Here is a 20140-nt window from a genome sequence, read left to right on the forward strand (position 1 = left end):
GGTCACCGGGCCGTGGGTCCCGGCGGAGACAGCTTGCTCGACACTCCTGGTCGTTCCTGTTCTCTCCCGGAGGCCACGGTCCGGGCCGGGGCGCAAGGGGCGGGAGCCCCCGGCCTCAAGGGCTCCTGCAGCATCAGTCTGTCCAGACTAAGCTCGCCCGGTGATGAGGACCTTCGCCTTCGACATCGGCGAAACAATCGTGCGCGACGACCGCTACTGGAACTCCTGGGCAGACTGGCTCAACATCCCTAGGCACACCCTGTCCGCGCTCGTCGGAGCGGTGGTCGCCCAAGGCCGCGACAACGCCGAGGCCGTACGCCTTCTGCGCCCCGACATTGACCTCGCCGCCGAGTACGCCGCCCGAGAGGCCGCCGGCCGCGGCGAGCACCTCGACGACTCCGACCTCTATCCCGACGTCCGGCCGGTCCTCACTGCGCTGCGCGAGGCCGACCACCAGGTGCTGATCGCCGGAAACCAGACCCGACGCGCCGCCGAACTTCTCCGCGCTCTCGACCTCCCCGTGGACGCGATCGCCACTTCGGGGGAGTGGGGCGCGGCCAAGCCCGATCCCGAGTTCTTCATCCGGCTCGTGGACCTCTCCGGCACGGACCCGAGCGACATCGTCTACGTCGGCGACCACCCCGCCAACGACGTCCTGCCGGCCAAGGCCGCCGGCCTGCGGACCGCACACCTCCGCCGCGGCCCCTGGGGACACCTGTGGGCGGACGACCCGGCGGCGGCTCCTGCGGACTGGCGCATCACCTCCCTCACCGAGCTCCTGACCCTCCCGATCGAGTAGCCGGTCGTTCTACCAAGACCAGGGCAGCACTGCGACGGTATGGCTACTCGGATCAGTCCTGACGCATGGCACGCGGTTCGGGAACAGGCACTGCAAGGCTCCGGTCCGGGCCGGGGTGCGCGAGGGGCGGGAGCCTCTCGCCTCAAGGGGCGAAGCCCCGCGGGAAGAGCGCCCGAGCGTCAGCGAGGACCATGCCCTTGAGGGGGTCGAAGGGGGCGGGAGCCCCCTGGGGGGCACGCCCGAGCGCCGCAACGCGCGAAGCGCGCCCCTTCCGTGAGGACCTTGCTTTTAGGCCCTTAAGCCCTTTGGGTCCTTCAGTCCATGATGACGACCTGGCGCAGCACCTCGCCGCCCTTCAAGGCCGCCACCGCGTCGTTCAGGTCCGCCAGCCGGATGCGGGCGCTGATCATGGAGTCGAGGTCGAGCTGCCCGGCCTTGTACAGGGTGGCGAAGTAGGGGAAGTCGTGCCGGACGTCCGCCTCGCCGTACACGCTGGACAGCAGGCGCTTGCCCTCGAACAGCAGACTGAACGCGGAGATCGACACCATGTCGTCCAGCGCGCCCGCGCCCACCACGACCACGTCGCCGCCCTGCCGGGCGAGCTGCCAGGCGGCCTGGATGGTGGCGGCCTTGCCGACCGCCTCGAAGGCGTAGTCGAAGCCCTGGCCGCCGGTCAGCTCGCCGAGGGCGCCCACGACCTCGTCGGGGGTGACGGTGTGGGTGGCGCCGACCTTCCTGGCCAGCTCGTGCTTGGACTCCAGCGGGTCCACCGCGAGGATGGTGCGGGCGCCGGAGAGGCGGGCGCCCTGGATGACCGAGAGGCCGACGCCGCCGCAGCCGATGACCGCGACCGTGGAGCCGGGGCGGACCCGGGCGGTGTTGACGGCGGCGCCGACGCCGGTGGTGATGCCGCAGCCGATGAGGGCCGCCGCCTCCCAGGGCACGTCCGCGTCGATCTTGATCGCGCCCTGCCATGGGATGACGACCTCTTCGGCCCAGGTGCCGCAGCCGGCCATGCCGAAGGCCATGGTGTCGCCGCCGAAGCGGAAGTTGCCCTTGCTGAAGGCCTCGACGGTGTACTTCATGCACAGGTGCGGCTGGCCCCCCACGCACAGCGCGCACTCCTGGCAGGCGGGGCGCCAGCTGATGATGACGTGGTCGCCCGGCTGGACGGTGGTGACGTGGTCGCCGACCTCCAGCACCTCGCCGGCGCCTTCGTGCCCGGGGACGAGCGGCACGGGTTGCGGCAGCACGCCGGACATGGCCGACAGGTCCGAGTGGCAGACGCCGGTGGCCCTGACCCGGACCCGTACCTCCGTGGGCCCGACGGGGGCCAGTGTGACGTCGTCACGGATGTCGAGCTTGTCGTCGCCTACGGCGTGCAGGAGCGCGGCGCGCATGGGGGGTTCCTCCTCGGGCTTTCCTGGCGGAGCGAACGGGCTGTCCAGGCGGAACGGCTATTCCTCCAGGGACAGCGCGGCTTTCGGGCAGGACCGGACGGCGTGGCGCACGCGGTCCTGCATCTCGGGTGGCGGTTCGGGCAGCAGGATGTGGAGCTGGTCGTCGTCGTCCACATCGAAAACCTCGGGCGCGAGCCCCATGCACACGGCATTGGCCTCGCAGACCATCTCGTCGACCTTGACTTTCACGTGAGCCTCCTGTGATCCCATGAGACCACCTTGGTGCGCTCCACGACGAATCCGACCCGCTTGCGACCGGTGTGCTCGACATAGGGCAGCAGGTGCTCGTCGGCCACGCCCGGGTTCATCCCGCGCACGACCCGCAGGCCGATGCCGAGGACGGCCGCGCGTTCGTCCACCCGCTCGGCCTTGCCGTACAGCATGACGCCGCGCAGTTGGTCGTAGTCGTCACCGGTCTCGATCAGGCACGTCACCCGCGGGTCGCGTTCGAGGTTGCGGGTCTTCTGCGCCTTGGCGTACGTCCAGAAGGAGATCCGTCCCCGCTCGTCCAGCGCGTAGAACATGGTGACCAGGTGCGGTGTGCCGTCGGGGTTGATGGTCGCGAGCTGCAGCTTGCGGGCCGATGCGAGGAAGGCGTCGACCTCGTCGCCGGACATCGCGATACGAGCGCGCTGATTCACGTGCCAAGTAGAACAGGTTGCAGAATGCCGGGCAAGGGGTCACCGGAACCTTGTTCGGTTTTGTGCGGGATGAGGGAGGGATGTCGGTTAGGGTGCGGTTCATGATGATGCCGCCGGACCTCCTGGACGCCGCCGAGAACGCCAAGGGCTTCATGCCGCCGGACGAGGGGCTGGCGCTGTTCGAGACGGCGCTGCGGTACGGCAAGCGCGGGCCTCTCTGCGAGATCGGTACGTACTGCGGCAAGTCGGCCATCTACCTCGGCGCAGCGGCGCGGCAGGCCGGGACCGTGGTCGTCACCGTGGACCACCACCGCGGCTCGGAGGAGATCCAGCCCGGCTGGGAGCACCACGATCCCACGCTGGTGGACCCGCGCTTCGGCCGGATGGACTCGCTGCCCGTCTTCCGGGCCACGATCGCCGCCGCGGGGCTGGAGGACGAGGTCATCGCCGTCGTGGGCGCCTCCGAGCAGGTGGCCCGCCTGTGGCGCACGCCGCTCGGCATGCTGTTCATCGACGGCGCCCACTCGGAGGATCCGGTGACCCGCGACTACGAGGGCTGGGCGCCGCACGTCGTCGAGGGCGGGGCGCTGGTCTTCCACGACATCTATCCCGATCCGGCCGACGGCGGCCAGGCGCCGTACCGGGTGTACCTGCGGGCGCTGGAGTCGGGGGCGTTCGAGGAGGTCGCGGTACGCGGGTCGCTGCGGGTGCTCGAACGGGTCCGCCCCGGCATCTGAACGCCCGTCAGACGCGGGGGTGGCGGTGCGCCCAGGCTCGCCGGGTCTCCCACTGCCAGGCGAGGTAGTCGTCGTGCGTACGGGCGTCGTGGCCGAGCGCCAGCAGCGCCCGGTCCGCCCAGGAGGCCGCCTCCTCGGGCTCGGCATCGGCCAGGATCGGCGCGGCCAGCACCGCCGGCCCGAGCAGGGCCCCTTCCCGCACCACGGCCATCGACGCGAACGCGCACCCCTGTGCCAGCCCGGACCGGTACCCGTCGGCGCCCGCCCGCTCGGCCAGCAGGGCCAGCTCCTCGCCGGTGGCGCCGCCCGTGCGCGTGGCGGCGTAGGCCACCCCGGCCCACAGGTCGCCCCGCCGTCCCGCCGGGAACCCGGCGACGCGGTCGGCGACCGACTCGGCCGAGGCCCGCTCGTGGTGCCACAGCAGCCGGCCGAGCCCCTGGTCGAACGTCGCGCAGCGGGCCCGTGTCAGCAGCCCCGGCATGGCCCGCTCGTGCAGCAGGCGGACGCCCGCCTCCAGGCCCCGCTGGTACCCGTACCCGTCCACGGCCAGCCAGCGCAGCAGCGGGTGGCCCCGGCACGCCCCGCGCATGGGCGGCAGGCGCAGCAGCGCGTACCCGCGCCCGGCCCCGAGGTGGACGGCGTGGTGGTGGTGCGCGGCCGGTCCGGACAGCAGCTCGCGCAGGCGCCGCCCGCGCGACAGCGTGAGCAGGTCGAGCACCGCGCTCGCGGCCCCCGCGCCCTCGCAGGCGAACGTCCACCGCTCCCGGGGCAGGCCGTCGAGCAGCGCCGGGAGGGCTCCGGGGTCGCGGGACAGGGCGGCGTTGAAGCCGGAGACGTACGCGCTCTCGGCCTCCTCGGCCCCGCGCCGGCCGGGCTCGGCGGCCCAGGGACCGGCGGCGACCTCGTCGGCGTCGCGGGCCAGGAGCCTGCGCCAGCCGGCGGCCGGAGGCGCGGGCGCCGCATCGATCCCGTCATGGTGCAAGAACGCAGTCATGCCCGTGTCGCCCACGCTTCCCCCGAAGACGCCTCGTACGGCCACTCCCGACGCTAGTGACCTGCTTGCGCCCGCCCGGTTCGGCGCTCCGGCCTCAGCGGCAAAGAAACCGCAAAAGCCCTTGCGAACGGGGGATCACGCGCGGGCGGGGGTGCAGCCGCACCGGTCCGGGTCGGACGGCGGCACGGGCGGCGCGCTCACGTCGCGGAACAGCCCCGCGCCCGCCGACAGCCCCTCCAGCGCGTCCGCCGCCAGCACCACGGCGGCCGCCGTGTAGCCGGACCGCTCGTGCGGGAAGTGCCTCCGGTTGGCGAACTGCCAGCCGGTCCAGTACGACCCGTCCTCGTGCCGCAGGTGCTGGATGTCGGTGAACAGCCGCCGCGCCCGTTCCCGCTCGCCCATGGCGTCGAGGGCCAGCACCAGCTCGCACGTCTCGGCGCCCGTGACCCACGGCTCGTCCGACACGCACCGGATCCCGAGGCCGGGCACCACGAACGTCGCCCACTCGCGTTCCATCAGCTCGGACGCCTGCGCGCCGCGCACCGCCCCGCCCAGCACCGGGTAGTACCAGTCCATGGAGAAGCGGCTCTTGTCGGCGAACGCCTCCGGATGGGCCGCGAGGACATGCGCCAGCCGGTCGGCGGCCAGCTCCCAGTGCGGCTGCGGGTCGCCGAGGCGCTCGGCCAGCAGCACGCCGCAGCGCAGCGCCTGGTGGATGGACGAGCAGCCGGTGAGCAGCGCGTACGTCGAGGCCCGCCCCTCCGCGTCCCGCTCCCAGACGATCTCACCGCGCGCGGTCTGCAGCCCGGCGACGTAGTCGAGGGCGGCCTTGACCATGGGCCAGCGCCGCTCGGTGGCCTCCTGCTCGCCGGTCACCAGGTGGTGGTGCCACAGGCCCACGGCTGCGTACGCGGCGTGGTTGCTCTCGCCGCCCCGCTCGACGGCGGCGCCGCCGACCAGTTTCATCGGCCAGGAGCCGTCGTCGCGCTGGTGCCGCTCCAGCCACTCCCAGCCGCGCCGGACGGGCTCCTCCAGCCCGGCGACCGCCATGGCCATGAGGCATTCGACGTGGTTCCAGGCGTCCACGTGCCCCTCGGGCCACGGCACGCCGCCGTCCTCCTGCTGGATCGCCGCGATGCTCAAGGCCGTACGGACGACCTCCTCGCGGCCGATCACGCCGCGGGCTTCCTGACATAGAGGACCACGCTCTTGCCGATGAGCGGGTTGAGCAGGGCCTCGGCGACGCGGGTCGCGGCGGGGCGCTTCATGATGTCCCACACGAGCAGCTCGTGGTACGCCTTGGCCAGCGGGTGGTCCTCGTTGTTGACGCCGACCGCGCACTTGATCCACCAGTACGGCGCGTGCAGGCCGTGGGCGTGGTGGTGGGGGCCGATGACGAAGCCGGTGGACTTCAGCTTGGCCGACAGCTCGGCCAGCGTGTAGATGCGCACGTGGCCGCCCGGGGCGGTGTGGTAGTCCTCGTCCAGCGCCCAGCAGATCCGCTCGGGCAGGAAGCTCGGCACCGTGACCGCGGCCGTGCCGCCCGGCTTGAGCACCCGGAAGATCTCCCGCATCGCGGCCATGTCGTCCGGGATGTGCTCCAGCACCTCGGCGGCGATGACCCGGTCGAAGCTGCCGTCCTCGAACGGCATGTCCAGCGCCGTCCCCTGGACGGTCTGGCCGGTGGCGCCCTCCGGCACCTCGCCGGCCTTGTCCATCGCCGCGAACATGCCGGCCACGCCGTCCAGCTCGGCCTGGTCCATGTCGAAGGCGACCACGTCCGCGCCGCGGCGCAGCACCTCGAAGGCGTGCCGGCCCCCGCCGCAGCCCAGGTCGAGCACGCGGGTGCCGGGCCCGACGGGCAGCCGGTCGAAGTCCACGGTCAGCACTTGATCCGTCTCCTTGTGGTCGGGGAAAAGGGTCTTCTCGGCTGGGAGGGGGTCAGCGGGCGCGGCGGTGGGCCGCGATGGCCTCGTGGTACGCCTCGACGGTCCGCTTGGCGACGACGTGCCAGGTGTAGCGCTCCATGACCCGGTCGTATCCGGCGCGGCCCACGCGTTCGCGCTCCTCGGGCGAGTCGTGCAGGCGCCGCAGCACGGCGGCCAGCTCCTCGGGGTCGCCGGGCGCGACCTGCACCGCCGCATCGCCGACGACCTCGGGCAGCGCGCCGGTACGGCTGGCGACCAGCGGCGTGGCGCAGGCCATGTGCTCGACCGCGGGCAGCGAGAACCCCTCGTACAGGGACGGCACGACCGAGATCTCGGAGGTGGCGATCAGCTCGCCCAGCTCGTCGTCGGAGATGCCGTGGACGAAGCTGACCCGCTCCTGCAGCGACAGCTCCTGGACGAGCTGCTCGGTGGGCCCGCCGGGGGTGGGCCTGCTGACCACGGTGAGGTTCACGTCGCGTTCGGTGGCGAGCTTGGCGACGGCGCGCAGCAGCGTGGCGACGCCCTTCATGGGGGAGTCGGCGCTGGCCACGGCCACGATCGAGCCCTTGCGCCGCGGCTTGTCCGGGCGCGGGTGGAAGTAGCGGGTGTCGACGCCGAGAGGGATCAGGCGCATGTTGGCCTGCGGGACGTTGAAGTCGCGGTGGATGTCGGCCAGCGACGACTCGCTGACGGTGAGGATGGGGCTGAGCCGGGGCGCGACGCGGGCCTGCATCTTGACGAACCCGTACCACCGGCGCAGCGACAGCCTCTTGGCGCCCTGCGCGGCCTCCAGCTCGATGCGCCGGTCCACGCTGATGGGGTGGTGGATGGTGCCGACCACGGGGAACAGCTTCTGGATGCCCAGCAGGCCGTACCCGAGGGTCTGGTTGTCCTGGACGACGTCGAAGTCGCCGAGGCGCTTCTTCAGCTCGCGGTAGGCGCGCAGGGTGAACGTCAGCGGCTCGGGGAAGCCGGCCGTCCACATGGTGCCGACTTCCAGCCAGTCGATCCAGTCGCGGTACTCGTGCAGCTTGGGGGTCCTGAACGGGTCCTCGTCGCGGTAGAGGTCCAGGCTCGGCACCTCGTTGAGGATCACGCCCTCGTCGAGCTCCGGGTACGGCTGGCCGGAGAACACCTCCACGTGGTGCCCGAGGGCGACCAGCTCGCGGCTCAGGTGGCGCAGGTAGACGCCCTGCCCCCCACAGGTCGGCTTGCTGCGGTAGGACAGCAGCGCGATCCGCAACGGACACCCCTTTCTCCGCCGGTGGGCACGCTGTGTCCGGCGTGTACCGTGAAAGATGACCTTAGTCCGAAAAGGCTACCATTCGGTAGGTCGTCTGGAATTGTTCCTCATCTCTTCCGCAGGGCGCGCGAACTGCGACGTTGGCATGCCCGAGCGCGGTTCGGTGGAACGTGTTCTAGGCGGACTGGTGCTGTGACAAGGCCTTAGCTGTACATTCCCGTCCCAAACAGACGCGGTAGTGATAGGGGAGGACCCGTTGGCCAGGCGCGCTTTGATCACCGGCATCACCGGCCAGGACGGCTCCTATCTCGCGGAGCACCTGCTCCGCGAGGGCTACGAGGTCTGGGGGCTGGCCCGCGGGCAGGCCAACCCGCGCGTGTCGCGGATGCGCAAGCTGCTCGCCGACGTGCAGGTGGTCCGCGGCGACCTCCTCGACCAGGGGTCGCTCATCTCGGCCGTGGAACGCGTCCAGCCCGACGAGGTCTACAACCTGGGAGCCATCTCCTTCGTGCCCATGTCGTGGGAGCAGGCCGAGCTGACCGCCGAGGTCACCGGGATGGGCGTGCTGCGGATGCTGGAGGCCATCCGGGTGTGCTCCGGCGTGTCGCGCGGCGGCCCGGCGGCCGGCGGCCAGATCCGCTTCTACCAGGCGTCGTCGTCGGAGATGTTCGGCCAGGTCAGCGAGACGCCGCAGAACGAGCGCACCGGCTTCCACCCGCGCTCGCCGTACGGGGTGGCCAAGGCGTACGGGCACTTCCTCACCCAGAACTACCGCGAGTCGTACGGCATGTTCGCGGTGTCCGGGATCCTGTTCAACCACGAGTCGCCGCGCCGCGGCGCCGAGTTCGTCACCCGCAAGGTGTCGCTGGGCGTGGCCCGCATCAAGCTCGGCCTGGCGGACGAGCTGCGCCTCGGCAACCTGGAGGCGCGGCGCGACTGGGGGTTCGCGGGCGACTACGTGCGCGCCATGCACCTCATGCTCCAGGCCGCCACGCCCGAGGACTACGTGATCGGCACCGGCCGCATGAAGTCGGTCAGGGAGCTGGCCGAGGCCGCCTTCGCCGCGGCCGGGCTCGACTGGGAGCGGTACGTCGTCACGGACCAGGCCCTGCACCGTCCCGCCGAGGTGGACCTGCTGTGCGCCGACCCGAAGAAGGCGCGGGTGCAGCTCGGCTGGGAACCCACCGTGTCGTTCGACGAGCTGGTCGCGCTGATGGTCGAGTCGGACCTGCGCCTGCTGTCGGACGGCGGCGACCCCGACCAGGACAGCTCCTGGCCCTGACCCCCGGTCCGCCTCTGGCGGGCCTTCGGCGTGGGCCATTGACAAAATTCTCTTTTACGTAAAAGAATATTTTTGCGATGAGAGACGTCCTGTACCTGGAAGAGATCGAGCAGGCCGAGGCCCTGCTCAAGCCGCAGCGCGTCGAGGTGCTGCGGCAGCTCGCCGAGCCGCGCACCTGCTCCGAGGTCGCCGAGCGGCTCGGCCAGACGCCCCAGCGCGTCTACTACCACGTCAAGCGGCTGGTCGAGGCCGGGCTCGTCGACCTGGTGTCGGAGCGCAAGGTGCGCGGTGTCAACGAGGGCATCTACCAGGCCGGCGCCCGGGCGTACTGGCTGTCGCCCCGCCTGGTCGGCCGGATCGGCCTGCGCCGGGCCCGCGACGAGCTGAGCCTCGGCTACCTCCTCGACCTCATGGAGGAGGTGCAGGCCGACATCGCCGGCCTCGACCGCGCGGCCCCCGAGCTGCCGTCCATCGGCGTGTCGGGGGAGATCCGCGTCCGGCCCGAGGACCGGCAGCGGTTCCTGAGCGACCTGCAGACCACGCTGCAGGAGCTGTTCACGCGGTACGGCGGGGCCGAGGGTGACGCCTTCAAGCTCGCCGTCGCCTGCTACCCCGTTCACCCGCAAGATCTGAGGGAGGAGCACCATGACTGAGCCCATGACCCTGCGTGCCCGCGTCCAGGCCCCCGTCAAGGAGGTGCGGCACGCGCTGACCGACCCCGCCGCCATGCGGATCTGGCTGGCCGAGCACGCCGAGGTCGAGCTGCCCGGCCGCTACGCCTTCTGGGGCCGGCACACCCCCGAGGGCGACGCGCCGCACCAGCGGCTCCTGCACGCCGACGACCGCACGGTCAGCTTCGCCTGGACGCTCGGCGGGGTGGAGGCCACCACCGAGTTCGCCGTCGAGGAGGACGGCGACGACGCCACGATCGTGTCGGTGTCGCAGAGCCACTACGACCACCAGGAGGCCCTCGCGAACACGAGCATCCGCGGGGTCCTGCAGACGTACTGGTGCCTGGCCCTGGCGAACCTGGCCGAGCACCTGGAGGGCCGCGAGCTCACCCCGAAGATCGACTTCACCACGCGGGAGCTGAGCGCCGACGTGGTCGTCGGCGCGGCGCCGGATGCCGTGTTCGACTCGCTGGTCGACTCGGAGAAGGCGACGCGCTGGTTCGGCTTCCCCATCGCGATCGAGCCGAGGGTGGGCGGGCGCTATGCGATGGGCGGCTTCGACAACCCGAACCCGGCCGTGATCGTCGAGCTGGAGCCGGACCGGCGGCTGTCCGTGGACTGGGGTCCCGTGGGCGTCGGCACCTGGGAGCTGGAGGGCTCCGAAGGGCGGACGCGGCTGACGCTGGTGCAGAGCGGCTTCGAGGGCGAGCTGCCGCCGTACGCGGCGTGGGGCGGGATCCTGGCGGGGCTGTCGGAGCTGCGCCGCTTCCACGAGATCCCGGACTGGCGGCCCATCTGGGTCGGCTAGCGGCTATCTGCGCAGATCCTCGTCCGGGGCCAGATGGGCGAGGACGGTCTCGGCGATCGTGCCGAGGGCGTCGATCTGCTCGGGGGAGAGCAGGTCGATGAGGTGCCGCCGCACCGACGCGACGTGCCCGGGGGCGGCTTCCCGGATCGTGCGCAGTCCCTGCTCGGTGAGCACGATCACCGAGCCGCGGGCGTCCGTCTCGCACCCTTCGCGGGCGACGAGGCCCCGCTGCTCCATCCGCCCGATGTGCCGGGACAGCCGGCTCTTGGACCAGAGCATCCGGTCGGCCAGCTCGGTCAGCCGCCGCCGGTGCCCCTCGGACGAGGTCAGCGCCGACAGCACGTCGTAGTCGGGCGCCGACAGGCCAGACTCGCGGGTGAGGTCCTGGTTGACCTGGGCGTCGAGCAGCAGGCGCATCCGCCGGTATCCGATCCAGGCGCGGAACTCGTCGTCGTCCAGCCATCGGGGCTCGGGCATGCCCTCACCCTAAACCATGTCGTTGACGTGTAAACAACTGTGACTTAAGTTTACATGTAAACGAGTTGGGAGGCGTCATGGGCATGTTCGGGCTCGGGATCTCCACCTCCGCGGCGGCGGGGGCGGATCCGGTGGGCGACGCGCGGGCGGCGGAGGAGCTGGGGTTCGACTTCGTCTCGGCCTCGGACCATCCGTGCGGCAGCGCGCCGACGTACGAGGTGTGGACGATACTGACCTGGGTCGCGGCGGCCACGTCGCGCATCCGGGTGGCCACGCGGGTGCTGGGCGTGCCGTACCGGTCGCCGGCGATGGTGGCCAAGATGGCCGAGACCCTGCACCGCTTCTCCGGAGGGCGGCTGATCCTGGGGCTCGGGGGCGGGTACTCGGACGAGGAGTTCCGGGCGTTCGGGCTGGGCGTGCCGTCGCCGCGCGAGAAGGTGGCCGGGATGGAGGAGGCCGTCCAGGTCATCCGGGGGCTGTGGTCGCGGCCGTCGTTCACGTTCGAGGGCGGTCGCTATCAGACGTTCGAGGCCGACCTGGAGCCCAAGCCGGAGCGGCCGATCCCCATCTGGCTGGGGACGTACGGCAGGCGGGCGCTGGAGGTCACCGGCCGGCTGGCCGACGGGTGGATCCCGTCGTACGGGTTCGCGCCGCCGGAGCAGGTGACCGGCCTGCGCGCGCAGGTCCTGGCCGCGGCGGGCGGGCGGGAGGTGGAGTGCGTGTACAACGTGCCGGTGCGGATCGGCGACGTCGGCGACGCCGGGGACGACGGCGGGGTCGTCGCGGGGAGCGCCGAGCAGGTGACGGAGCGGCTGGGGGAGCTGTGCGGGCTGGGATTCGGGTCGATGAACCTCATGCCGGTGGGGACGGACTTCCGGGACCAGGCGGAGCTGCTGGCCCAGAAGGTGGTGCCGCACCTGAGGTAGGTGGGGCGCGCCCTGGCAGAAATGTACTCGGCAGAAATGTCGGTGTATAGCTGCACAATGCCCCTCATGACTGTAGAGAGTGTCGTCCTCACCGGCGCCGCCGGGAACGTCGGCTCCGTGCTGCGCGCACCGCTGCGGGAGCGCCTGCGCCGGTTGGTGTCCGTGGACCGCGTGCCGCTGACCGCGGAGGGGCCGAACGAGGAGGTCCGGCAGGCCGAGCTGGGCGGCGTCGAGGACGTGACGGCGCTCGTCGAGGGCGCCGACGCGATCGTGCACCTGGCCGGTGTGCCGGACGAGGCGCCGCTCGCCGACCTCCTGCACGCCAACGTCCTGGGCGCCCACCACGTGCTGGAAGCGGCGCGGCGCACCGGGGTCAGGCGCGTGGTGCTGGCGAGCAGCAACCGGCTGACCGGCTGCCACCCCTCCACGGAGACGGTCTCGCCCGAGACGCCGCCGCGCCCCGACGGTCTGTACGGCGTCAGCAAGGTCGCCCTCGAAGCGCTGGGCCGGCTGTACGCCGACAAGTTCGGGCTGGAGGTGGTGTGCCTGCGGATCGGCAGCCTGGAGCCCGCGCCGAGCGAGCCGCGGCACCTGGCCACCTGGCTGAGCCCGTACGACTGCGCCGGGTTCGTCTGGGCGGCGTTGACCCGGCCGGGCGTCACCTTCACCGCCGCGTACGCGGTCTCGGCGAACACCCGCCGGTTCTGGGACCTGGACGACCGGCTCGGCTACCGGCCCCGCGACGACGCCGAGACGTACGCGGACCGGATCCCGGGGGCGGCGGAGTACTTCGCCGCCAAGCCGCTCCAGGGCGGCGCGTACGCGACGGCCGACTACACCCTCCGCCACGGGCTCGGCGAGCTTCCCTCACACCGGTAGGCGGGTTGTGGACGGGCCCTCACGCCGGTAGACGGTCTGTGGACGGGCTCTCCTCGTCCCCAGAACGCCATTCGGCGCCCGGACGTGGCCCCGGACGCCGCCATCCTGGGCCCGTGAACCACTCCAGCGATCCCGGCCACCCGATCCCCGTCGGCGACACCCCGGCCGCCGAAGGCGTCCTCGGCGCAGCCGCCCGGGTAACGCCAGGCGCCCCCGGCGGATCGCCGCCCGCCCGCCCCTCCACCCGTGTCCCCGCCACGCTGCTCGGGCGGGCGCGGACGGTGACCCGGGCGGTGCCGCAGGCCGTCGCCTGTCGTCAGACCGCCGCGCACGTGTGGGGCCTCAAGGCGCTCACCCCGGGCGCGGCCGACGCCGACTGGCCGGTCGAGCTGGTCGCCCCCGGCCACCTGACGCTGCCCGGCTGCGTGACCCACGTCGCCACGCTGCCGCCGGAGGACGTGACCGAGCACAGAGGCGTGCGCGTCACCACCCCCGGCCGCACGGCCCTCGACTGCGCCCGCTGGCTGCCGCGCCTGGAGGCGGTGGCCGCCCTCGACCAGTTCGCGAGGCGCGGGGTGGACCTCGAGGAGCTGTGGCGCCGGGCGCCCTCGTGGCACGTGCGCGACACGCTCGCCCTGGCCGACCGCGGCGCGGGCTCGCCGCCGGAGAGCTGGCTGCGGGTCATCCTCGTGGACGGCGGGCTGCCCCGCCCCGCCACCCAGATCCGCGTGCCCCTCACGGGCGACCGCCACGCGTACCTCGACCTGGGCTGGCGGGCGTACCGGCTGGCGGTCGAGTACGACGGCCAGGAGCACCACTCGTCCCCGGCCGACCAGCGCCGCGACGACACCCGCCGCGCGGAGCTGCGCCGACAGGGGTGGCGCGTCATCCCGGTGCGCAAGGACGCGATCCCCGGCCAGACGGCCACCCTGCTGGAGCACGTCGCCAACGCCCTCATCGCGTGCGGCTGGCGCCCCACGCCACGCCAGACGACCCGCATCCTGTCCCGCATCCGCGCCGCCCGCCGCCGCCACCGCTTATCCCGCGCCGCCGCCTCGCTCGCCCCGCGCCGCCGCCTCGCTCGCGCTGCCCGCAGCGGCGAACGGATGGCACGTCAAGCGCCATCCACGAGTCCTCTGCTCGACGCCGGGTGACGCCTGGTCCGGCGCGCTTATTTTTGACCTCAAGTTCCAGTAAGGCTACGGTGGTCGCATGGCACGCACCAAGGAGTTCGATCCGGACGCCGCCGTGGACAAGGCCATGGAGATGTTCTGGGCCAACGGCTACGCCGCCACCACGCCGCAGCAGCTCGTCGAGGCCCTCGGCATCGGCCGGGGCAGCCTCTACAACGCGTTCACCAGCAAGCGGGCGTTGTACGAGCGGGCGCTCAGGCGCTACTACGAGCGGGAGACGACCCGGCTGCTCCAGGTGCTCGACGGGCCCGGACCGGCGCGGGAGCGGCTGCGCGCCGCCCTCGAACTCCTGGTCGCTGCGGCCGTGGACGACCGGGAGCGGCGCGGGTGCATGGTCACCAACGCCGCCGTCGAGCTGGCCGACCGCGACGAGGTGATCGCCCACCTGGTACGCCGCACCTTCGAGCGGCAGGAGGCGGCGTTCCGCAGCACCATCGAGGAGGGGCAGCGTGACGGCGACATCAGCGCCGACCGGGACGCGGCGGCGCTGGCCGCGTTCTTCCTGACCACCATCAACGGCATCCAGGTGCTGGCCAAGGCCGACCCCGACCCGCGCCGCCTCTCGCGGTTGGCGGAGACGGCCCTGTCCGTTCTCTGAGCTCCGCCGAGTCACCGGCCCGGGCTTCTCCAACGTGCTCGGGTGGCGTCCGCGTGCCCGTTTTTTGTAACTAGAGTTCAAGAAAGGTGTCCTGACCATGGACCTGCAGTTGAAGGACAAGACCGTCGTCGTCACCGGGGCCAGCAAGGGCATCGGTCTCGCCGTCGTGCGGGCGTTCGCCGCCGAGGGCGCCCGGGTGTTCGCCGCCGCCCGCACCGCCGGCGCCGAGCCGGGCGGCGGGCTCGGAGCCCCCGACGTGGTCGCCGTGCAGGCGGATCTCACCACCCCCGAGGGGGTGCGCGCCCTCGCCGAGCGCGCCGGGGACGTGGACGTGCTCGTGAACAACCTGGGCGGGGTCCTCGACGCGAGCATGCGAGCGGGCGGCTTCCTGGGCATCGACGACGAGACCTGGCTCGGCACCTTCCAGCTCAACCTCTTCGCCACCGTGCGCGTCACCCGCGCGTTGCTGCCCGGGCTGCTCCGGCGGCGCGGAGTCGTGGTCAACGTGTCCTCCATCGGCGCCCGCGCCGCCTTCAAGCCGATCGACTACGGCACCGCCAAGGCCGCCCTGACGAACCTGACCAAGGGGCTCGCCGAGGAGTTCGGCGGGCAGGGGCTGCGGGCCCTGACCGTGACCCCCGGGCCGACGCGCACCCGTAACTGGATCGACTCCGACGGCTACGTCGGTGAGCTGGCCCGGGCGGCCGGTCTGGAGCTCGACGAGTTCCTGGCCCGCGTGCCCGAGCAGATGGGCATCACCACCGGACGGCTCACCGAGCCCGAGGAGACGGCCGCGCTGGTGGCCTTCCTGGCCTCCCCGGTGTCCGGCAACCTCACCGGCGCCGACTACCTCGCCGACGGGGGAGCGATCAAGACCGTCTGAGCGGCCCGACGGGGGCGCGTCAGTTCACCTTGACCGGCAGCTCCTTGATGCCGTTGATGAAGTTCGAGCGCAGCCGCCGCGCCTCGCCCGTGCGGCGCAGGCGCGGGTAGCGGCGGGCGAGCTGCTCGAACAGGACCCTGAGCTCCAGCTTGGCCAGGTGGTTGCCCAGGCAGAAGTGCGCGCCGCCGCCGCCGAAGCCGATGTGCGGGTTCGGGTCGCGGCCGATGTCGAAGACGTCCGGGTCGGGGAAGACCGAGGAGTCCCGGTTGGCCGAGGAGTAGAAGACGACGACCTTGTCGTTCTCCTTGATCTCCCTGCCCCCGAGCGTGAGGTCCTGGGTGGCCGTGCGGCGGAACAGGTTGACCGGGGACACCCAGCGGACGATCTCGTCGGCGGCCGTGCGGGCCATCGACGGGTCGGCGACCAGGCGCTCCCACTGCTCCGGGTGGTCCGACAGGGCCAGCATGCCGCCGGAGGCGGCGTTGCGGGTCGTCTCGTTGCCCGCCACGACGAGCAGCAGCACGAACAGGTCGAACTCGTTCTCGTCGAGCGTCTGGCCGTGCTCGTCGGGCTGGATGAGCCTGGTGACGATGTCGTCGCGGGGGTTCGCCCGGCGCTGGGCGGCCAGTTCGTTGGCGTAGGCGTAGAGCTCCATGGCGGCGGCCCCGCCCTCGCCTCCGGGCGTGTCCGCGTAGTCGGGGTCCTGGGCGCCGATCATCCGGTTCGACCAGGAGAACAGCTTGTCGCGGTCGGACACGGGCGCGCCGAGCAGTTCGCAGATGACGTACAGCGGGAGCGGGGCCGCGACCTCGGTGACGAAGTCCACCTCGCCCGAGCACTTGTCGAGCAGGTCGTCGCAGATGTCGCGGATGTGCTGCTCCAGCGCCCCGATCGTGCGCGGCGTGAAGCCCCGGTTGACCAGCGAGCGCCGGCGCGTGTGCTCCGGCGGGTCCTGGTTGAGCATCATCATCCGCTGGAAGACCCGCTGCTCCTCCGGCACCTCGTGGAACAGCGCGAGCCGGCGCTCCGAGGAGAAGAGGTCGGAGCGCCTGGACACGTGGACGACGTCCTCGTAGCGGGTGACCGCCCAGAACGGGGGGTCGTCGTCGTGGCGGTACACCGGGTCGTTCTCGCGCAGCCAGCGAAGCTGGTCGAGGGGTGGTCCGGATTGCGCGTACTGATCCTGGTCGACGAGGTCGATCCGCACGGTCGCTCACCTCAGGGGGGACGGTTCCCATGAATCTGGAACGTGTTCTATTCAGGTTCGCCCTCCAGTCAACCGCACGCGGTCCCGCAAGGCCACCCGCGCTTCGCCGCGCTCGGGTCGGGTATGAGACATCGGGTGTTTGAGGCTTCGGATCTGTCCGCCCGGCTTCCTGGTCCCGCCGCCCGGCCGGGGGAGCGCCGTGGCGGGCGGGGACGAGTCGCCCGGTCCGGCGCGCACGCGCCCCGTCGGGCAGCCGATGGGCGGAGCCGTCCGATGACCTTGCCGGCCCCCTCTCCTTCCCACTCGTAACGGAAGTCCGTCCTCCTCCGATGTCTCATCGCCCTACCCGGCCGGGCCTTCGAAGGCGTTCTGATCTTTTCCTGGGGTGGTTCAGGTGCGGTGTCGGCATATTTCCACCCACGGATCCGATGTATCGCTCCCCGAGGGCTTGACATCCCCGCTCGGCTCCCAGCAGCATCGGAGCTATAGACATCCGATGTATGACCGTGTGGACGAAGGATGCGGTGTGAAGCTGCTGCGAGTAGGACCTGTCGGGCAGGAGCGGCCGGTGGTGATGGACGACGCCGGCAACCTGCGTGACATCGGAGAGCCCGACATCGACGGGGCTTTCCTCGCTTCCGGGGGAGTGGCCCGCGTCCGTGAGGCGCTGCAGCGCGACGAGCTGCCCGTCGTCGTCGGCGAGGGGCTGCGGATCGGGCCGCCCGTCGCGCGGCCCGGCAAGATCGTGTGCATCGGCCTCAACTACAGCGACCACGCCGCCGAGTCGGGCGCCGACGTGCCGGCCGAGCCCGTCGTGTTCATGAAGGCCGCCAACACCGTGGTCGGCCCGTACGACGAGGTGCTCGTGCCGCGCGGCAGCGTGAAGACCGACTGGGAGGTCGAGCTGGCGATCGTCATCGGCCGGCGGGCCCGCTACCTCGACAGCCGCGAGGAGGCGCTGGACGTCATCGCGGGGTACGCCGTGTCCAACGACGTCTCCGAACGGGAGTTCCAGCTTGAGCGCGGCGGCCAGTGGGACAAGGGCAAGTCGTGCGAGACGTTCAACCCCCTGGGGCCGTGGCTGGTGACGGCCGACGAGATCACCGACCCGCAGAGCCTGGCGCTGAGGCTCTGGGTGAACGGCGAACTGCGCCAGAACGGCGACACCAAGAACATGATCTTCGATGTGGCCGAGATCGTGCGCTACCTGAGCCGGTTCATGGTGCTCGAACCCGGCGACGTCATCAACACCGGCACCCCGGCCGGCGTGGCCATGGGCATGCCCGGCCAGCCGTACCTGCGGGCCGGCGACGTGATGGAGCTGGAGATCGAGGGCCTGGGCCGGCAGCGGCAGACGGTGGGACAGGCATGACGGGGGACCTCGCGGCGCGGCCGTACCGGATCGTGGAGATGGAGACGCACGACATCCGCTTCCCCACCTCGCGCGAGCTGGACGGCTCCGACGCCATGAACCCCGACCCCGACTACTCCGCCGCCTACGTCGTGTTGAAGACCGATGACGGCTTCGCCGGCCACGGGTTCGCGTTCACGATCGGGCGCGGCAACGACGTGCAGACCGGCGCCATCACCGCCCTGCGGCCGTACGTGATCGGCAGGGACGCCGAGGACCTCGGCGCGCTCTACAAGGAGATGGTCAACGACTCGCAGCTGCGCTGGCTGGGCCCCGAGAAGGGCGTGATGCACATGGCGATCTCCGCCGTGGTCAACGCCCTGTGGGACCTCAAGGCCAAGCGCGCGGGCAAGCCGCTCTGGCTGCTGCTGTCGGAGATGACGCCCGAGGAGATCGTCGACCTGGTCGACTTCCGCTACCTCAGCGACGCCCTCACCCCCGAGCAGGCGCTGGAGATCCTCCGGCGGGCCGAGGACGGCAAGGCCGAGCGGGTCGAGACGCTCCGGCGCGAGGGCTTCCCCGCCTACACCACCTCGCCGGGCTGGCTCGGCTACGACGACGACAAGCTGCGGCGGCTCTGCAAGGAGGCCCTGGACCAGGGGTTCGGGCAGATCAAGCTCAAGGTGGGCGCCGACCTCGCCGACGACGTGCGCCGCTTCCGGGTGGCCCGCGAGGTGTGCGGGCCCGACTACCCGATCGCGATCGACGCCAACCAGCGCTGGGACGTCGACTCCGCCGTCGCCTGGGTCAGGGCGCTCGGCGAGTTCGGCCCGCACTGGGTGGAGGAGCCCACCAGCCCCGACGACGTGCTCGGCCACGCCGCAATCGCCGAGGGCATCCGCCCCGTCCCGGTGGCCACCGGCGAGCACGTGCAGAACCGCATCGTCTTCAAGCAGCTCCTCCAGGCCGGCGCCCTGTCGTACCTGCAGATCGACGCGGCGCGGGTCGGCGGCGTCAACGAGAACATCGCGATCCTGCTGCTCGCGGCCCGCTTCGGTGTCCCGGTCTGCCCGCACGCGGGCGGGGTCGGGCTGTGCGAGCTGGTGCAGCACCTGTCGATGTTCGACTACGTGGCGGTCAGCGGCTCCATGGAGAACCGGGTGATCGAGTACGTCGACCACCTGCACGAGCACTTCACCGACCCGGTCGTCATCGACAACGGACGGTACCGCGCTCCCTCCGCGCCGGGCTTCAGCGCGGAGATGCGCCCCGAGTCGATGGCCGCCCACAGGTTCCCCGACGGCGAGGTCTGGAAGGACGCATGAGTCTCAGAGCGATCGTGACAGGAGGCGGGTCCGGGATCGGCCTGGCCACCGCGACCCTGCTGGCCGAGCGCGGCATGAAGGTCGCCTGCCTCGACCTGCGTCCCCCCGGCGAGCCGTTCGTCGGCATCAAGGCGGACGTCACCGACGACGCGGGCGTGCGCGCGGCGGTCGCCGAGGCGGCCGAACGGCTCGGCGGCATCGACGTCGTCGTCAACAACGCCGGCATCGGCGCCCAGGGCACGGTCGAGGACAACCCCGACAGCGAGTGGCAGCGGGTCTTCGACGTCAACGTGCTCGGCATCGTCCGGGTGAGCCGGGCGGCGCTGCCGTACCTGCGCAGGTCGGAGCACGCGGTGATCGTCAACACCTGCTCCATCGCCGCGACGGCGGGCCTGCCGAACCGCGCCCTCTACAGCGCCACCAAGGGCGCGGTGCTGTCGCTGACCCTCGCGATGGCCGCCGACCACGTACGCGAGGGCATCCGCGTCAACTGCGTGAACCCGGGCACCGCCGACACGCCGTGGGTCGGCCGGCTGCTCGACGCGGCCGACGACCCCGAGGCGGAGCGCCGGGCGCTGAACGCCAGGCAGCCGATGGGCCGTCTGGTCACCGCCGAGGAGGTCGCCGCCGCGATCGCCTACCTCGCCAGCCCTGAGGCGAGCGCGACCACGGGCATGGCGCTCGCCGTCGACGGAGGCATGCAGGGGCTGCGCCTGCGCCCCGCCCCCTGAGGCGCAT

Annotated in this window: 22 protein-coding genes; 13 read left to right on the forward strand and 9 right to left on the reverse strand. The window is 71.9% G+C overall.

From position 1 onward, the window contains the following. The first annotated feature begins 163 nt into the window (after positions 1–163). A complete protein-coding gene (locus tag HD595_RS24070; protein ID WP_253781284.1) occupies positions 164–799 on the forward strand; it encodes an HAD family hydrolase in 636 nt (211 codons plus the stop codon). Positions 800–1113: 314 nt separating this feature from the next. On the opposite strand, the gene HD595_RS24075 is transcribed toward HD595_RS24070, so the two are convergent. Genes HD595_RS24075 through HD595_RS24085 form a run of 3 tightly spaced genes read right to left on the reverse strand, consistent with a single transcriptional unit; the run spans position 1114 to position 2900 of the window. Further along, on the reverse strand, positions 1114–2199 hold the full coding sequence (locus HD595_RS24075; protein ID WP_253772671.1) for a Zn-dependent alcohol dehydrogenase: 1086 nt from the start codon (positions 2197–2199) through the stop codon (positions 1114–1116). Between the two features lie 57 nt (positions 2200–2256). Next, positions 2257–2448, reverse strand: a complete 192-nt coding sequence (locus HD595_RS24080) for a ferredoxin (protein WP_253772673.1) — start codon at positions 2446–2448, stop codon at positions 2257–2259. Then, entirely contained in the window at positions 2445–2900 is a 456-nt protein-coding gene (locus tag HD595_RS24085; RefSeq protein WP_253772675.1) for a pyridoxamine 5'-phosphate oxidase family protein, read from the reverse strand. The genes HD595_RS24080 and HD595_RS24085 overlap by 4 nt, the downstream gene beginning before the upstream one ends. Positions 2901–3001: 101 nt before the next feature. Between HD595_RS24085 and HD595_RS24090 the strand changes: the two genes are divergently transcribed. Continuing rightward, positions 3002–3637 carry a class I SAM-dependent methyltransferase gene (locus HD595_RS24090; RefSeq protein WP_420540719.1) on the forward strand — a complete coding sequence of 212 codons (636 nt, stop codon included), beginning with the start codon at positions 3002–3004 and terminating at the stop codon, positions 3635–3637. Between the two features lie 7 nt (positions 3638–3644). On the opposite strand, the gene HD595_RS24095 is transcribed toward HD595_RS24090, so the two are convergent. The 4 genes from HD595_RS24095 to HD595_RS24110 form a co-directional block, all read right to left on the reverse strand. Further along, positions 3645–4631, reverse strand: a complete 987-nt coding sequence (locus HD595_RS24095; RefSeq protein WP_253772677.1) for a DUF1702 family protein — start codon at positions 4629–4631, stop codon at positions 3645–3647. A 135-nt stretch (positions 4632–4766) separates the two neighbouring features. Further along, entirely contained in the window at positions 4767–5807 is a 1041-nt protein-coding gene (locus tag HD595_RS24100) for a prenyltransferase (protein ID WP_253772679.1), read from the reverse strand. Next, positions 5804–6520, reverse strand: coding sequence for a class I SAM-dependent methyltransferase (locus tag HD595_RS24105; protein ID WP_253772681.1), 717 nt, complete (start codon positions 6518–6520; stop codon positions 5804–5806). Before HD595_RS24105 ends, HD595_RS24100 begins: the two co-directional genes overlap by 4 nt. A 52-nt stretch (positions 6521–6572) precedes the next feature. After that, positions 6573–7802 (reverse strand): glycosyltransferase family 4 protein, encoded by a 1230-nt coding sequence (locus HD595_RS24110; protein WP_253772683.1) that lies wholly within the window; start codon positions 7800–7802, stop codon positions 6573–6575. Positions 7803–8058: 256 nt separating this feature from the next. Here HD595_RS24110 and HD595_RS24115 point away from each other — a divergent pair, with 256 nt between their 5' ends. From HD595_RS24115 to HD595_RS24125, 3 genes are all read left to right on the forward strand, one after another. Further along, positions 8059–9084 (forward strand): GDP-mannose 4,6-dehydratase, encoded by a 1026-nt coding sequence (locus HD595_RS24115; RefSeq protein ID WP_253772685.1) that lies wholly within the window; start codon positions 8059–8061, stop codon positions 9082–9084. Positions 9085–9161: 77 nt separating this feature from the next. Next, on the forward strand, positions 9162–9737 hold the full coding sequence (locus HD595_RS24120; RefSeq protein ID WP_253772687.1) for an ArsR/SmtB family transcription factor: 576 nt from the start codon (positions 9162–9164) through the stop codon (positions 9735–9737). Continuing rightward, positions 9730–10563: an SRPBCC family protein gene (locus HD595_RS24125; protein WP_253772689.1), complete on the forward strand. Its 834-nt coding sequence runs from the start codon at positions 9730–9732 to the stop codon at positions 10561–10563. The genes HD595_RS24120 and HD595_RS24125 overlap by 8 nt, the downstream gene beginning before the upstream one ends. A 3-nt stretch (positions 10564–10566) precedes the next feature. Here HD595_RS24125 and HD595_RS24130 read toward each other — a convergent pair whose 3' ends face one another. Continuing rightward, positions 10567–11040 (reverse strand): MarR family winged helix-turn-helix transcriptional regulator, encoded by a 474-nt coding sequence (locus HD595_RS24130; protein ID WP_253772691.1) that lies wholly within the window; start codon positions 11038–11040, stop codon positions 10567–10569. A 77-nt stretch (positions 11041–11117) separates the two neighbouring features. On the opposite strand from HD595_RS24130, the gene HD595_RS24135 reads away from it, so the two are divergent. The 5 genes from HD595_RS24135 (at position 11118) to HD595_RS24155 (ending at position 15519) form a co-directional block, all read left to right on the forward strand. Then, positions 11118–11966 (forward strand): LLM class flavin-dependent oxidoreductase, encoded by an 849-nt coding sequence (locus HD595_RS24135; protein ID WP_253772693.1) that lies wholly within the window; start codon positions 11118–11120, stop codon positions 11964–11966. A 66-nt stretch (positions 11967–12032) separates the two neighbouring features. Then, complete coding sequence (locus HD595_RS24140; protein WP_253772695.1) at positions 12033–12845, forward strand: NAD-dependent epimerase/dehydratase family protein; 813 nt, start codon at positions 12033–12035, stop codon at positions 12843–12845. Positions 12846–12958: 113 nt separating this feature from the next. After that, complete coding sequence (locus HD595_RS24145; protein ID WP_253772697.1) at positions 12959–13999, forward strand: DUF559 domain-containing protein; 1041 nt, start codon at positions 12959–12961, stop codon at positions 13997–13999. A gap of 58 nt (positions 14000–14057) precedes the next feature. Beyond that, positions 14058–14636, forward strand: a complete 579-nt coding sequence (locus HD595_RS24150) for a TetR/AcrR family transcriptional regulator (RefSeq protein ID WP_253772699.1) — start codon at positions 14058–14060, stop codon at positions 14634–14636. 97 nt (positions 14637–14733) lie between these two features. Beyond that, positions 14734–15519 (forward strand): SDR family oxidoreductase, encoded by a 786-nt coding sequence (locus HD595_RS24155; protein WP_253772701.1) that lies wholly within the window; start codon positions 14734–14736, stop codon positions 15517–15519. A gap of 19 nt (positions 15520–15538) precedes the next feature. Here the strand turns inward: HD595_RS24155 and HD595_RS46850 are convergent, their stop codons facing one another. Beyond that, on the reverse strand, positions 15539–16726 hold the full coding sequence (locus HD595_RS46850) for a cytochrome P450 (RefSeq protein ID WP_253772709.1): 1188 nt from the start codon (positions 16724–16726) through the stop codon (positions 15539–15541). Between the two features lie 526 nt (positions 16727–17252). On the opposite strand from HD595_RS46850, the gene HD595_RS24165 reads away from it, so the two are divergent. From HD595_RS24165 to HD595_RS24175, 3 genes are read left to right on the forward strand one after another with little or no spacing between them, the layout of a single operon-like run. Continuing rightward, positions 17253–18098, forward strand: a complete 846-nt coding sequence (locus HD595_RS24165; RefSeq protein ID WP_253772711.1) for a fumarylacetoacetate hydrolase family protein — start codon at positions 17253–17255, stop codon at positions 18096–18098. Then, positions 18095–19402, forward strand: coding sequence for an L-fuconate dehydratase (locus HD595_RS24170; RefSeq protein ID WP_253772713.1), 1308 nt, complete (start codon positions 18095–18097; stop codon positions 19400–19402). Before HD595_RS24165 ends, HD595_RS24170 begins: the two co-directional genes overlap by 4 nt. Next, complete coding sequence (locus HD595_RS24175; protein ID WP_253772715.1) at positions 19399–20133, forward strand: SDR family NAD(P)-dependent oxidoreductase; 735 nt, start codon at positions 19399–19401, stop codon at positions 20131–20133. The genes HD595_RS24170 and HD595_RS24175 overlap by 4 nt, the downstream gene beginning before the upstream one ends. Positions 20134–20140: the final 7 nt, after the last annotated feature.

The sequence above is a fragment of the Nonomuraea roseoviolacea subsp. carminata genome, from assembly GCF_024172185.1.
Taxonomy (GTDB): domain Bacteria; phylum Actinomycetota; class Actinomycetes; order Streptosporangiales; family Streptosporangiaceae; genus Nonomuraea; species Nonomuraea roseoviolacea.

Bases quoted from the DNA above. Each gene is read 5' to 3' on its own strand.
- HD595_RS24070 (WP_253781284.1), top strand. From the start codon at position 164: ATGAGGACCTTCGCCTTCGACATCGGCGAAACAATCGTGCGCGACGAC.
- HD595_RS24075 (WP_253772671.1), bottom strand. From the start codon at position 2,199: ATGCGCGCCGCGCTCCTGCACGCCGTAGGCGACGACAAGCTCGACATC.
- HD595_RS24090 (WP_420540719.1), top strand. From the start codon at position 3,002: ATGATGATGCCGCCGGACCTCCTGGACGCCGCCGAGAACGCCAAGGGC.
- HD595_RS24095 (WP_253772677.1), bottom strand. From the start codon at position 4,631: ATGACTGCGTTCTTGCACCATGACGGGATCGATGCGGCGCCCGCGCCT.
- HD595_RS24120 (WP_253772687.1), top strand. From the start codon at position 9,162: ATGAGAGACGTCCTGTACCTGGAAGAGATCGAGCAGGCCGAGGCCCTG.
- HD595_RS24125 (WP_253772689.1), top strand. From the start codon at position 9,730: ATGACTGAGCCCATGACCCTGCGTGCCCGCGTCCAGGCCCCCGTCAAG.
- HD595_RS24130 (WP_253772691.1), bottom strand. From the start codon at position 11,040: ATGCCCGAGCCCCGATGGCTGGACGACGACGAGTTCCGCGCCTGGATC.
- HD595_RS24135 (WP_253772693.1), top strand. From the start codon at position 11,118: ATGGGCATGTTCGGGCTCGGGATCTCCACCTCCGCGGCGGCGGGGGCG.
- HD595_RS24140 (WP_253772695.1), top strand. From the start codon at position 12,033: ATGACTGTAGAGAGTGTCGTCCTCACCGGCGCCGCCGGGAACGTCGGC.
- HD595_RS24150 (WP_253772699.1), top strand. From the start codon at position 14,058: ATGGCACGCACCAAGGAGTTCGATCCGGACGCCGCCGTGGACAAGGCC.
- HD595_RS24155 (WP_253772701.1), top strand. From the start codon at position 14,734: ATGGACCTGCAGTTGAAGGACAAGACCGTCGTCGTCACCGGGGCCAGC.
- HD595_RS24170 (WP_253772713.1), top strand. From the start codon at position 18,095: ATGACGGGGGACCTCGCGGCGCGGCCGTACCGGATCGTGGAGATGGAG.
- HD595_RS24175 (WP_253772715.1), top strand. From the start codon at position 19,399: ATGAGTCTCAGAGCGATCGTGACAGGAGGCGGGTCCGGGATCGGCCTG.